At 68.5% G+C, this 14,130-nt stretch carries 9 protein-coding genes; 2 read left to right on the top strand and 7 right to left on the bottom strand.

What is annotated here, in order from left to right:
- Positions 1-50: 50 nt before the first annotated feature.
- From SSQG_RS30145 to ngcE, 7 genes are all read right to left on the bottom strand, one after another.
- Positions 51-1,352 (bottom strand): sugar ABC transporter permease, encoded by a 1,302-nt coding sequence (locus SSQG_RS30145; protein ID WP_003993720.1) that lies wholly within the window; start codon positions 1,350-1,352, stop codon positions 51-53.
- Positions 1,349-2,140 (bottom strand): ATP-binding cassette domain-containing protein, encoded by a 792-nt coding sequence (locus SSQG_RS30140; RefSeq protein WP_031119096.1) that lies wholly within the window; start codon positions 2,138-2,140, stop codon positions 1,349-1,351. The genes SSQG_RS30145 and SSQG_RS30140 overlap by 4 nt, the downstream gene beginning before the upstream one ends.
- A gap of 198 nt (positions 2,141-2,338) precedes the next feature.
- On the bottom strand, positions 2,339-3,439 hold the full coding sequence (locus tag SSQG_RS30135; protein WP_039933950.1) for a sugar ABC transporter substrate-binding protein: 1,101 nt from the start codon (positions 3,437-3,439) through the stop codon (positions 2,339-2,341).
- Between the two features lie 133 nt (positions 3,440-3,572).
- On the bottom strand, positions 3,573-4,784 hold the full coding sequence (locus SSQG_RS30130) for an ROK family transcriptional regulator (RefSeq protein WP_003993717.1): 1,212 nt from the start codon (positions 4,782-4,784) through the stop codon (positions 3,573-3,575).
- Between the two features lie 182 nt (positions 4,785-4,966).
- A complete protein-coding gene (locus tag SSQG_RS30125) occupies positions 4,967-5,890 on the bottom strand; it encodes a carbohydrate ABC transporter permease (RefSeq protein WP_003993716.1) in 924 nt (307 codons plus the stop codon).
- A gap of 4 nt (positions 5,891-5,894) precedes the next feature.
- Positions 5,895-6,821 carry a carbohydrate ABC transporter permease gene (locus tag SSQG_RS30120; protein WP_003993715.1) on the bottom strand — a complete coding sequence of 309 codons (927 nt, stop codon included), beginning with the start codon at positions 6,819-6,821 and terminating at the stop codon, positions 5,895-5,897.
- Between the two features lie 41 nt (positions 6,822-6,862).
- Positions 6,863-8,317, bottom strand: a complete 1,455-nt coding sequence (gene ngcE, locus SSQG_RS30115) for an N-acetylglucosamine/diacetylchitobiose ABC transporter substrate-binding protein (protein WP_039933949.1) — start codon at positions 8,315-8,317, stop codon at positions 6,863-6,865.
- Between the two features lie 367 nt (positions 8,318-8,684).
- Here ngcE and SSQG_RS30110 point away from each other — a divergent pair, with 367 nt between their 5' ends.
- Positions 8,685-12,482 (top strand): GH92 family glycosyl hydrolase, encoded by a 3,798-nt coding sequence (locus SSQG_RS30110; protein ID WP_003993713.1) that lies wholly within the window; start codon positions 8,685-8,687, stop codon positions 12,480-12,482.
- Between the two features lie 19 nt (positions 12,483-12,501).
- Positions 12,502-14,130: alpha-glucuronidase (locus tag SSQG_RS30105; protein ID WP_052310367.1), on the top strand; the 1,629-nt coding region annotated here is incomplete at its 3' end.

The raw sequence follows: 14,130 nt of genomic DNA, 5'->3' as shown, positions 1-14,130 counted from the left end.
ACAAGCCACGACGCATCCGCGTCCGCCCACGCAGCGCAGCTCCCACGGCGCTACGCACGCCCCGCGGTCTTCTGCGTCTTACGCGTCACAGCGTCGATCACAACCGTGGCCAACAGCACACCACCGGTGATCATGTACTGCACCGGCGAGGCAATGCCCTCGAGGGCGAGCCCGTACTGAATGGACACGATCACCAGCACACCGAGCAGCGCGTTCCACGTACGCCCCCGCCCACCGAACAGCGACGTCCCTCCGATCACCGCCGCGGCGATCGCGTTCATCAGCAGGTCACCCCCACCGGCGCCCTGGTTCGCCGCCGCGATCTTCGACGCGATGAACAGACCACCCACCGCGGCGAAGGTACCGGAGATCGCGAACACCGAGATCCGCACCAGCTCCACGTTGATACCGGCCCGGCGCGACGCCTCGACGCTGCCGCCGAGCGCGAACACCTTCCGCCCGTACGCCGTGCGCCGCAGCACGAAGTCCGTGACCAGCAGCACCACGATGAAGATCACCACGGCCAGCGGCAGGCCCTTGTACTGGTTGAAGACGATGGCGACGGCGAACGCGAGGACCGCCAGCAGCGCCGTGCGCACGATGGTCTCGCTCAGCGGCCGCGACGGCACCCCCGCGGCCTCCCGCCGCCGGTTGCCCAGGAACGAGCTGAGGAAGTAACCGGCGGTCACCACGACGGCCAGCCCGTACGCCGCGGCGACGTCCGAGAAGTAGTAGCTGGTCAGCTGGGCCACGACCCCGTCCGGGTCGAGGTTGATGGTGCCGTTGTCGCCCAGGACCTGGAGCATGAAGCCGTTCCAGAAGAGCAGGCCGGCCAGCGTGACGGCGAACGCGGGGACACCGATCTTCGCGAAGAAGAAGCCGTGCAGCGCGCCGGCGACCGTGCCGGTGACGATGGCCAGCACGAAGGCGAGCCACTCGTTCATGCCGTTGGTGACGTTCAGCACGGCGAAGCCGGCCCCGGCGACACCGCTGACCGAGCCGACCGACAGGTCGATCTCGCCGAGCAGCAGCACGAAGACGATGCCGACGGCGATCATGCCCGTACCGACCATGGCGACGGACATGTCGGACAGGTTGCCCGCGGTGAGGAAGTTGGAGTTCAGGCTCTGGAAGATGATCCAGATGACGGCCAGGCCGACGACGACCGGAATGGATCCCAGGTCACCGGACTTCATCTTCCGCTTGAACTCGGTGACGTATCCCCCGAAGCCCTGCTCGCGCACCAGCAGCCGGGGGTCGACGACCGTGACGGCGGCCTTGGCCGCCTCGGGGTTCGCCACGACGTGGTCCCCGGGCGTGTCCGGGGCCGCGGAGGTCTTGTCGATGCTCACTTCTTGATCTCCCCATTGGTGCGCGCCGCACGACGGGTCACGGCGTTGTCCGTGGCGCCCGTGATGGCGGAGATGATCTCTTCCTGCGAGGTCGACTTGACCTCGAAGACGCCGTTGTTGCGGCCGAGGCGCAGCACGGCGACCTTGTCCGCGACGGCCTTGACGTCGGCCATGTTGTGGCTGATGAGGATCACGGCGTGGCCGCGCTCCCGCAGCCGCTCGACGAGGTCGAGGACCTGTGCGGTCTGCTCCACGCCGAGGGCGGCGGTGGGCTCGTCGAGGATGACCAGCTTGGGCTCGCCGAGCATGGAGCGTGCGATGGCCACGGTCTGGCGCTGGCCGCCGGAGAGCGAGGCGATCGGGATGCGCACGCTGGGGATGCGGATCGACAGCGTGTCGAGCAGCTCGCGGGAGCGGCGCTCCATCTCCACCTCGTCCAGGACGCCGCGCTTGCGGATCTCCCGGCCGAGGTAGAGGTTGCCGACGACATCGATGTTGTCGCACAGCGCGAGGTCCTGGTAGACGGTCGCGATGCCCAGGTTCTGGGCGTCGTGCGGCTTGTTGATCTGGACGGACCTGCCGTCCCACTCGATGACGCCCTCATCGATGGGGTGCACGCCGGCGATCGTCTTGACCAGCGTGGACTTTCCGGCGCCGTTGTCGCCCACCAGGGCGACCACCTCACCGGCGTGGACCTCAAGCTCTACGTCGGTGAGCGCCTGTACGGCACCGAACCGCTTGGAGACCCCGCGCAACGCCAGCACGGGCGTAGCGGACACGTGAACCATCTCCTTCGCCGCCTGACCCGGCGGGAGGTTGTGCAGAAGTGTGGGAAGAGTGATCACTCCGGCGCCCCGCGGAGCTTGCGGGGCTGGTGTGGCGGGGCGCCGGAGGAACTCGTGGGAACTCGTGGCAGCCGGTCCGCTGCGGGAGTCACGGGAGTCCGTACGCGGACTCCCGTGACTCCGGCGGGACCTGACGGCTGCCTACTTGAGGCCGGCCTTGTCGCAGGCGGCCTTGTACTTGCCCGTGCAGATCTCAGCGACCGTGTAGATGCCGTCCTTGATGACGGTGTCCTTGATGTTGTCCTTGGTCAGCGAGACGACCGGGACGAGCACGGAAGGGATGGCCTTGGTGGTCGGGCTGTCGACCTTGTCCTTGGCGATGGAGTCGAGTGACTTGCCCTGGGCGAGGGCGACGGCCATCTCGGCCGCGACGTCCGCCTCCTGCGGGTAGGGCTTGTAGACGCTCATGTACTGCTCGCCGGTCACGATGCGCTGCACGCCGGAGAGTTCGGCGTCCTGGCCGGTGACGGGTATGTCGGCGATGCCGGCCGCCTTCAGGGCCGTGATGATGCCGCCCGCCATGCCGTCGTTGGCGGAGTAGACGCCGACGATCTTGTCCTTGCCGAGGGCGGAGATGGCGCCCTCCATGTTGGCGTTGGCGTTCTCCGGCTTCCACTCCTTGGTGTCGTACTCGCGGCCGACCTTCACCTTGCCGTCGAGGACGGCGTGGGCGCCCTTCTTGAACTGGGCGGCGTTGGGGTCGGTGGACGACCCGTTCATCATGACGATCTGGCCGCTCTTGGCCTTGGAGCCGAGGGCCTTCAGCAGGGCCTCGCCCTGGGTCTTGCCGACGGTGACGTTGTCGAACGAGGTGTAGGCGTCGATCGGGCCCTCGGCCAGGCGGTCGTAGGCGACGACGGGGATGCCCGCGTCCTTGGCCTTCTTCACCGAGCCGGCGATGGCCTTGGAGTCCACCGCGTCCACGATCAGCACGTCGACCTTGTTGGTCACCATCGTGTCGACCTGCTGGTTCTGCGTGCTGGCGTCCTGCTTGGCGTTGGCGTAGACGACCTCGCCCTTGCCGCCGGTGAGTTCCTTGACCTTCTTCTCGATGAGCACCCGGTCGAACTTCTCGTACCGCGCGGTCGCGTTCTCCGGAAGGAGGAGACCGACCTTGATGTCGTCGCCCTTCTTGGGCGACCCGGAGGAGCCGGCCTTGTCGCCCGACTCCTTGGCGCTGCCACAGGCAGCAAGCGAAACGGCCATCGCACCGGCGGCCATCGCAACAGCGGCGCGACGCATACGCGTGTTCACTTCAGAAACCTCCCTGACGAGGCCGCGACATTGCGGCCGAGGTGGCTGGAAGTCAACTCGGCCACACGTGCGACGTCAAGAAGTAAATTCTTAACGAGATGGCAACGGTGCCATCCGTTCTCTAAGTGAAGGCAGGCGTCGCTGTCTGTAGCGTTCCAGGGGCAGTTCCGTCCAAAAGGGTCGAATCGCCCATCTCGCTGAGGGCGAGGGCGAGCGCCCCGAGCACCTCCGCGCGGCCGCCGAGCGCCCCCGGGAGCACGGACAGATGGCGTGCCGCACTGGGGATGGCGTAACGGCCGACGGACTCCCGGATCGGCCCCAGCACCAGCTCACCGGCCTCGGCGAGATCACCGCCGAGGACCACGCGGCTCGGGTTCAGCAGATTGCAGAGATTGGCCACTCCGCTGCCGATGTGGCGGCCGACGTCGGCGATCACCCGGCGGCAGCCCGGGTCGCCCTCCCGCCCGAGCCGCACGACGCCTTCCATCGTCAGGTCGGTGCCATGGCTGGACTGCAGGAGCGGGAGCACGTAACGCGCGGCCGTGAAGGTCTCCAGGCAGCCGCGGTTCCCGCAGCGGCAGACCGGGCCGGACTCGTCGAGTGTGATGTGCCCGATCTCCCCGGCCGTACCGCCCGGACCGCGATAGATCTTGCCGTTGATCACCAGACCGGCGCCGACACCGCTGGCGACCTTGATGTACGCCAGGTCCCGCACCCCCCGGCCGCTGCCCCAGACCATCTCGCCCAGGGCACCGAGGTTGGCGTCGTTGTCCACGTGCACCGGAACGCCGAGCCGCCCCCGCAGCTCCTCGGCGGGCTTGGTGCCGGTCCAGCCGGGCAGGATCGCGGTCGAGCCGAGGGTGCCGGACTCGACGTCGATCGGGCCGGGCACGCCGAGACCTACCCCGGCGATCTTGGACCGGTCGACCCCGGTCGCCTCGATCAGCCGGCTGACCAACTGCTCCGCCCGGTCGAACCCCTGCGCAGAGGAGGCGTCCACATCCAGCGGCTCGGACTCCTCGGCGAGCACCTGGTGCGCGAGGTTCCCCACCGCGACCCGCAGGTGGGTGTGGCCGAAGTCGACCCCGATGACGATCCCGGCGTCCCCGCTCAGCGACACGCTGCGGGCCCGGCGGCCGCCCGCCGAGGTGGGTGTGACCTCGACGGTGCCGCCGTCCTTCAACTCCCGCACGATGTTGGATACTGTCGCCGCGGACAGCCCGGTCGTCCGGGCGATCTCGGCCTGGGTGAGGGAGCCCGCCAGGCGCACGGCTCGTACGACCCGCTCCAGGTTGGCTCGGTGCAGCGACGACTGCGACCCCGGAGTCTCCACGACGACCTCCTGCGCGCGGGGCCGCTTCAATGAGACCCCGTCCATGTCCAACTAGTGAACTCTAAGTCGAGCCGTTCGGGTCGCCTCCCGTCAAGAGGTTGAACGGTTTCCGGGTCCATGGACACACACGTGCACGCCACCCCGTGATCGGGAGCGGCGTGTGCGCGAGCGATTCCGCAGGGTTACTTCAGGGCGCCGGCCGTCAGCCCCTGCACCACCTGCCGCTGGAAGACGATGTACGCGGCGAGGACCGGCAGCATCGCCATCACCAGGCCGGCGAAGAGCCCGGACCAGTCGCCCTTGTAGCCCTGGCTCACGGCCAGCTGGACGAGCCCCTGGGTGAGGACGCGCTTGTCCGGGTCGGTGTTGAGGACCGTGGGCAGCATGTACTGGTTCCACTGGCCGAGGAAGTTGAAGATGCCGACGCTGACCAGACCGGGCTTGGCCATCGGCAGCATGATCTGGAAGAACGTCCGGCTGTGCGAGGCGCCGTCGACGAAGGCCGCCTCCGCCACCGAGGTGGGCAGGGTCCGGAAGAACGCCGTCAGGAAGAACACCGTGAACGGCAGCGAGTAGGCGATGTAGACCAGGATCAGCCCGTGGATGGTGTTCAGCAGGCCCATGTTGTTCACGACGTAGAACAGCGGGACCAGCGCCAGCATGATCGGGAAGCTCATGCCGCCGATGAAGAGGAAGTAGATGAACCGGTTGCCCGGGAAGTCGAAGCGGGCGAGCACGTAGGCCGCCATCGAGCCGAGCACCAGGGTGCCGATGAGCGAACCTCCCACCACCAGCACGGTGTTGAGGAAGTAGTCGCTCATGTTGGCCTCGGTCCACGCCCGCGACCAGTTGTCGAAGTGCAGCGTGTCCGGCAGCGACCAGGGCGAGGAGAAGATGGACCGGTCGTCCTTGAAGGACGTCATCACCGCCCACAGCAGCGGCATGACCACCATGATCGCCCAGAGGACGAGGATGCCGTGGGAGAAGACGTTGAGGACCGTGCCCTCCTTCTTCTCCTTCGGGGGCGGACCCGGCGGGGCGTCCGTCTTCGCCAGGGGGGCGCCGGACTCGGCCGGCAGGGGTGCGGGGGTCTGCGTCGTCTTCATCTGGTCAGAACTCCAGCCGCTCGCGACGGCCCAGCCGCATCACCACGGCGGCGAAGGCCAGCGTGACGACGAGCAGGGCGACACCGATGGTGGTGGCGTAGGCGGCCTGCCCGTCACGGAACGCCTTCTGGTACACGTACAGGACCATGACGGTGGTCGAGTAGTCGGGACCGCCCGGCCCGGTCGTCATGATCTGCACGACCGCGAACGACTCGGCGCCCAGGGCGAGGATGCCCATGTAGACCCAGCCGGACTGCACGGTGTCCCACAGCAGCGGCAGGGTGATGCGGAAGAAGGTCGTGGCGCGGCCCGCCCCGTCCAGCAGCGCCGCCTCGTACATCTCCGCCGGGATGGAGGCCATGCCGGCGGAGAAGAGGACCACGAAGAAGCCGACCGTGGACCAGACGAGCACCCCCATCACGGCCCACAGCGCGAGATCGGGGTCGCCCAGCCACAGCGGCTGGACGTCGTCGAGACCGATCCCGCGCAGGACCGAGTTGATCGCGCCGCTGTCCGGGTTGTACGCGAACGCGAACAGCAGCGCGACGATGGCGATGGAGAGCACCTGCGGGAAGAAATAGACGATCTTGTAGAAGGAGGAGCCCCGGACACCGGAGACGACCGGGCCGTTCCTCCTCTTTCTGCCTCCCACATTGATCATGAAGGCGAAGAACAGCGCCAGGCTGATCGTCACCACCGGCAGCAGGAGCGCGAACAACAGGCTGTGCTGCAACGACTTCCAGAAGATCTCGTCGTCGAGCAACCGGCTGTAGTTGTCGAACCCGACCATCTTGAATTCGGGACTCAGGCCGGTCCAGTCCGTGAACGAGTAGTAGATGGACTGGATGAACGGCCAGATCACGAAGAGCGCGTACAGTCCCAGGGGCAGCGCGAGGAAGCCCACGATGAACCGGTACTTGCCGTGCTGCATCGCCACTCCGGTGCCGTTGCGGAAACGAGTTTCCGGTGCCGTTACTGGTGCTTGTAGTGCTTGATGGAGTCGTCCTTGGCGGCCTCGTCGGCGAAGCCCTGGATCTTCTTGACGGCCTCGGCCGGCGTGAGGCGGCCGGCCATCATCTCGCCCAGGCCGGACACCCCGATCTTCTCCTTCTGCAACTGCACGTACCAGTCCTGCAGACGGGGGTTCACCACGTTCTGGCCGGCCTTGTCCAGCGCCGCGACACCGGACTTCAGTCCCGGGGTGAGGGTGATGCCGTCGGTGCCGCCGTTGTAGGCGGTCAGTGACTTCACCTTGCTGGTGAAGTTCTTCGACGACGCCTCGCTGAGCATGATGCGCAGCTGCTCCATGCCGCCCGCGGCGTTCTTCGCCTTGGACGGGACGATGAACGGCTCGCCGCCGGAGGCCCAGATGGTGCCGAAGGGCAGCTTGTCGGAGGAGTCGAGTCCGGTCGGCGCCGAGACGGACAGCCCGAAGTCCTTCGGGATGACGTTGGCCGACTCGTTCTCCACCCAGGAGCCGTTCGGGATGAACAGCGCCTTGCCCTGGGCCCACGCGGTCTGCGACTGGATGTGGTCCAGGCCCGGGGTGCCCTTGAGGACGTAGCCCTTCTTGTAGAGCTCGTAGTAGGCCTCGAAACAGGCCTTGACCGCCGGGTGCTTCCAGGCGTTCGGCTCCAGGTTGTCGATGGCGTCGAGCACCTCGACGCCGCCCACCTTGCCGATCATCGGGTAGAGCGAGAAGGGGAGGTAGTACGGGTACTTGCCCGCGTACGTCCAGCCCGCCATGCCCTTCTTCTTGGCCTTCGCGCAGACCGCGAGCATCTGGTCCCAGGTCTCGGGGTACTGCTCGTCGAGCGAGTCGAGGGCCTTCTGCGAGTACCAGACGCCGTACACCGTGTAGGCGTAGTAGAAGATCCAGACCTTCTCGCCGTCGAACTGGCCCATCTCGACGATGCCGGGGCGCAGCGTGTCGCGGACCTTCTTGTTCGGGTCGTCGTAGGAGGGCGCGTCCAGCAGCGGGGTGAGGTCGGCGAGCTGGTTCTTGCCGACCAGGACGCCCATGTCCATCTGCTCGGCGCCGGAGTTGTCGATGAGGTCCGGCGGGGTGCCCTGGTTGAAGCGGGGCTGGAGGGTGGACTGGATCTTCTGGGTGGCGGAGAACTTCACCTTCACCTCGGGGAAGTTCTTCTGGTAGATCTTCACCGCGTCCTCGGCGTACTCCTTGCCGAAGCCGCCGTCGAACAGGACGAACTCCATGCCCGCGGTGTCGTTGACGCCGAGCGGGTTCTTCGCCGTCTTCTTGCCGGCCTTGGCCTTGCCGCCGGTGTCGTCGCCCCCGCTGCTCGCGCAGGCGGACAGGAAGCCAAACGTCGGTACGGAGATCAGTCCGAGCGCGGCGGACCTCTTGATCAGATCACGGCGGCCGACACCCTCGGTGCCGTGGTTCTCGGCGGAAGTGGATCCCATGCTCAAGTCCTCGCCTTCTCCAGGACTCAGGCGGTGAACCGGATCCTCCCGGCACCGCGGTCGGGTCACGCTGGGTCGTGCAGGAAAGTGCGGGTGGTGACGTGCGGATCGTGTGAAGCGCCCGACAGGTATAGTCCACTTCCCGCCAACGGATCAAGATCGAACACAAGGTTGGCCACGGGTCTTATCCGAGTTGAGACCTCACGGAAAGACGAGCGGTCCGCGGGGTGCCCGGCGGAAAAATCCCGGTCGCCGCCCGTGGGTCCCACAACCAACACCCTTGACACCCCTCGCCACTTGGGCAACTACTGGTCCTTGCGCACCGAAGTTGACAACGTTGTCCACTGCGCAGGGAGGGTACCCGTTGATGCAGCGGAAAGCTCGGCACAGATGGGGTTCGGCGGTCGTGTCGACGACCGCCTTCGCTTTGGCCCTGAGCTCACAGGGCGTGGCGGTCGCACGGCCCGGAGCCCCCGAGGCCGCCGACCGGAGGTTCGCGTCCTCCTTCGAGGCGGACGACCCGGTTCCGGACTGGTCGAACACCGTCGACACCGCCCCCGACGGCGGCAAGCGGGCCTCGGGGGTCGACGGCGGATACAGCAGCGGCATACCGGGCAACGTCACCGACCAGGTCACCGACGTCCGGGCCGGCGCCGAGAACACGGGCGGCGGTGAGGTGAAGGAGAACCTGGTCGACGGCGAGCCGAGCACCAAGTGGCTCACGTTCGAGCCCACCGGCTGGGTCGAGTTCGACCTCGACAAACCCGTCAAACTGGTGCGATACGCCCTGACATCGGCCAATGACCACGACGAGCGCGACCCGAAGGACTGGACCCTGAAGGGCTCCACCGACGGCAAGGAGTGGAAGACCCTCGACGCCCGTTCCGGCGAGTCCTTCCCCGAGCGGTTCCAGACCAGGACGTACGACGTGGCGGAACCCGCCGAGTACCGGCACTTCCGGCTCGACGTCACCGGTAACAACGGCGGCGACCTCCTCCAGCTCGCCGACGTGCAGTTCTCCACCGGCGGCGGTGACGGGCCGGTCCCGCAGGACATGCTCTCCCTGGTCGACCGCGGTCCGAGCGGCTCCCCCACCGCCAAGGCGGGCGCCGGGTTCACCGGGAAGCGGGCCCTGCGCTACGCCGGGCGGCACACCGCCGACGGACGGGCGTACTCGTACAACAAGGTCTTCGACGTGAACGTGGCCGTCGGCCGGAACACCCGGCTCTCCTATCGGGTCTTCCCGTCGATGGCGGACGGCGACCTCGACTACGACGCGACGAACGTCTCCGTCGACCTCGCCTTCACCGACGGCACCTACCTGAGCGACCTGCGGGCCACCGACCAGCACGGATTCCCGCTGACCCCACGGGGACAGGGCGCGGCGAAGGTGCTCTACGTCAACCAGTGGAACAACGTGGCCGCGCGGATCGGGTCGGTCGCGGCCGGGAAGACCGTGGACCGGATCCTGGTGGCGTACGACTCCCCGAAGGGCCCTGCGAGGTTCCGGGGCTGGCTGGACGACGTGACCATCGAGTCCGTCGCCCCGGAGCGGCCGAAGGCGCATCTGTCCGACTACGCGGTCACCACGCGCGGCACCAACTCCAGCGGCGGCTTCTCACGGGGCAACAACTTCCCGGCGACGGCGGTGCCGCACGGCTTCAACTTCTGGACGCCGGTGACCAACGCGGGCTCGCTGAGCTGGCTGTACGACTACGCACGCGCGAACAACGCGGACAACCTGCCGACGATCCAGGCGTTCAGCGCGAGCCACGAGCCCAGCCCCTGGATGGGCGACCGGCAGACCTTCCAGGTGATGCCGTCCGTCGCCGCCGGCACTCCGGACCTCGGCCGGGAGGCCCGGGAGCTGGCCTTCCGGCACGAGAACGAGACGGCGCGGCCGTACTACTACGGGGTGCGGTTCGAGAACGGGCTGAAGGCCGAGATGGCGCCGACGGATCATGCGGCGGCGCTGCGCTTCACCTACCCCGGCGACGACGCGAGTGTGCTCTTCGACAACGTGACGGAGCAGGCGGGGCTGACCCTCGACCAGGAGAACGGGACTGTCACCGGCTACTCGGACGTGAAGTCCGGTCTGTCGACGGGCGCGACCCGGCTGTTCGTCTACGGCGAGTTCGACAAGGCGGTGACCGAGGGCTCGTCGTCCGGTGTGAAGGGCTACCTGCGCTTCGAGACCGACGACCGGACCGTCACCCTGCGCCTCGCGACCTCGCTCATCAGCGTCGACCAGGCCAAGGACAACCTCCGCCAGGAGATCCCGGAGGGCAGGTCCTTCGAGGCGGTGAAGAAGGGCGCCCAGCGGCAGTGGGACCGGCTGCTCGGCAAGGTCGAGGTCGAGGGCGCGACCCCCGACCAGCTGACCACGCTGTACTCCAGCCTGTACCGGCTCTACCTGTACCCGAACTCCGGTTTCGAGAAGGTCGGCGGGAAGCACCAGTACGCCTCGCCCTTCTCCCCCATGCCGAACCCGGACACCCCGACGCACACCGGCGCGAAGATCGTCGACGGCGAGGTGTACGTCAACAACGGTTTCTGGGACACCTACCGGACGACCTGGCCGGCCTACTCGTTCCTGACGCCGTCCCGGGCGGGCGAGCTGGTCGACGGGTTCGTGCAGCAGTACAAGGACGGCGGCTGGACCTCCCGCTGGTCCTCCCCCGGCTACGCGGACCTCATGACGGGCACGTCCTCGGACGTGGCGTTCGCGGACGCGTACGTCAAGGGCGTGGACTTCGACGCGAAGGCGGCGTACGACGCGGCCGTGAAGAACGCCACGGTGGTGCCCCCGAGCTCGGGCGTCGGCCGCAAGGGCATGGCCACCTCCCCGTTCCTCGGCTACACGAGCACCGAGACGCACGAGGGCCTGTCCTGGGCGCTGGAGGGCTACCTCAACGACTACGGGATCTCCCGGATGGGCCGCAAGCTCTACGAGGAGACCGGCGAGCGGCGCTACAAGGAGGAGTCGGAGTACTTCCTGAACCGCGCCCGGGACTATGTGAACCTCTTCGACACGAAGGCCGGGTTCTTCCAGGGCCGGGACGCGAAGGGCGGCTGGCGGGTCGACTCGTCGAAGTACGATCCGCGGGTCTGGGGGTACGACTACACCGAGACAAATGGGTACGGATATGCATTTACCGCCCCACAGGACAGTCGAGGTCTGGCGAACCTGTACGGCGGCCGGAAGGGTCTCGCCGACAAGCTCGACGACTACTTCTCCACACCTGAGACGGCCTCCCCGGAGTTCGTCGGCTCCTACGGCGGCGTCATCCACGAGATGACGGAGGCGCGGGACGTGCGGATGGGCATGTACGGGCACTCCAACCAGGTCGCGCACCACGCGATCTACATGTACGACGCGGCCGGGCAGCCGTGGAAGGCGCAGCGGAACGTCCGCGAGGTGCTGTCGCGCCTGTACACCGGAAGCGAGATCGGCCAGGGCTACCACGGGGACGAGGACAACGGCGAGCAGTCGGCCTGGTTCCTGTTCTCCGCGCTCGGCTTCTACCCGCTGGTGATGGGCAGCGGCGAGTACGCGATCGGCTCGCCCCTGTTCACCAAGGCGACCGTCCATCTGGAGAACGGGCGCGAGCTGGTGGTGAAGGCGCCCGAGAACAGCGCGAGGAACGTGTACGTGCGGGGGCTGAAGGTCAACGGCCGGACCTGGACCAAGACCTCCCTGCCGCACTCGCTGGTCGCCGAGGGCGGGGTCCTGGAGTTCGACATGGGTCCGCGCCCGTCGTCCTGGGGCACGGGCGAGCACGCGGCGCCGGTGTCGATCACCCGGGACGACGAGGTTCCGGCGCCCCGCGCGGACGTGCTGAAGGGCGAGGGTGCCCTGTTCGACGACACCTCGGCGACGGACGCGGCCGCGACCTCGGTGGACCTTCCGGTCCGCGAGCGCGCCGAGGCCGTCCAGTACACGCTGACGTCCTCGTCCGACCGGACGAAGGCACCGGCCGGCTGGACGCTCCAGGGCTCGTCCGACGGCACGACCTGGCGGACGCTGGACCGGCGCTCCGGGGAGTCCTTCGCCTGGGACAGGCAGACACGCGCGTTCAGCGTGAGGTCGCCGGGTACGTACGAGAGGTACCGCCTGGTCCTCGACGGCGAGGGCACCCTGGCGGAGGTCGAACTGCTCTCCTGAGCAAGGGAGTGGGGGTCTCATGTCGCTTCCCGTGCCCGTCCCGCCCGAGGGTGTCGACCCGGCCTGGCTGCCGGCCGCCGCCTTCCGGGCGATCGGCGGCCGGCGGACGCTGGTCCGAGGGCCGGATCCGCTGGTGGAGACGGTGCACGGGGAGGTGGCGGAGGCCTGCCGACGGTTCGGGGGCCGGGTCGCGCGGGCCGCTTCGGACGGCTCGTACCACCTGGTCCTCGGCCTGGGGGACGACGGCCTCGGAGAGGAGGGCTTCACGGTCGCGCGCTCGGGCGGCGCGACGACCGTCACCGCCTCCGGCCCACGCGGGCTGCTCTACGGGCTGTTCCACGTCGTACGGCTCGGGGAGGCGGCGTTCCGGGGTGAGTGGGCGCCGGAGACACATCGCCCGGCGCACGCGCTGCGGATGCTCGACCACTGGGACAACGTGGCCGTGCATCCGGTCATGGGCCAGGTGGAGCGGGGGTACGCGGGCGGCTCGCTGTTCTGGGAGGACGGGAGGGCTCGGGGCGAACTCGACCGCGTGCGGGCGTACGGCAGGCTGCTCGCGGCGTGCGGGATCAACGCGATCTCCGTGAACAACGTCAACGTGCACGCGACCGAGGCCCGCCTGCTGACCGACCGGATCGGTGAAGTGGCGGACCTGGCCGACGCGTTGCGGCCCTACGGCGTCCGCACCCACCTGTCGGTGTCCTTCGCCGCGCCGATCGTGCTCGGCGGCCTGCCCACGGCCGATCCGCTGGACGCCTCGGTGCGGGACTGGTGGGCCGGGGCGACGCGGCGGGTGTACGAGGCGATACCCGACTTCGGCGGGTACGTGGTGAAGGCCGACTCGGAGGGGCAGCCGGGTCCGTTCGCGTACGGCCGCAGTCACGCGGACGGCGCGAACATGCTGGCCGCCGCGCTGGAGCCGCACGGCGGCACGGTCCACTGGCGGGCGTTCGTCTACGACCACCGCCAGGACTGGCGGGACCGCACCACGGACCGGGCGCGGGCCGCGTACGACCACTTCGTGCCGCTCGACGGGGAGTTCGCGGCGAACGCGGTGCTCCAGGTGAAGCACGGGCCGATGGACTTCCAGGTGCGGGAGCCGGTCTCGCCGCTGATCGGGGCGATGCCGCGCACCCGGCTGGCGGTGGAGGTGCAGGCCACCCAGGAGTACACGGGCCAGCAGCGGCACGTCTGCTGGCTGGGACCGATGTGGAGCGAGGTGCTGCGGTTCCGGCACGAACAGGACATCACCGTCGGCGAGTTGGCACGCGGCGGGCTGGTGGCCGTGTCGAACGCCGGCGACGACCCGTTCTGGACGGGGCATCCGCTGGCCCAGGCGAACCTGTACACCTTCGGGCGGCTGGCGTGGCGGCCGGACGCCGAGCCGCGCGCGGTGCTCGACGAGTGGATCGGGCTCACGTTCCCGGACGCCCCCTCGCCACTGGCCGACGGGCTGCACGCGGTGCTCGACGGCTCGTGGCGGACGTACGAGAAGTACACCGCTCCCCTCGGCGTGGGATGGATGGTGCAGCCGGGCCACCACTACGGGCCGAGCGTCGACGGTTACGAGTACAGCCCCTGGGGGACCTACCACTTCGCCGACCGGGACGGCATCGGGGTCGACCGCGGTGCGGCCACCGGCACCGGG

The organism is Streptomyces viridochromogenes DSM 40736 (genome assembly GCF_000158955.1).
GTDB classification, from domain to species: domain Bacteria; phylum Actinomycetota; class Actinomycetes; order Streptomycetales; family Streptomycetaceae; genus Streptomyces; species Streptomyces venetus.
Note: the sequence above shows the minus strand (reverse complement) of the source record. Positions and strands in the feature narration are given on the sequence as shown.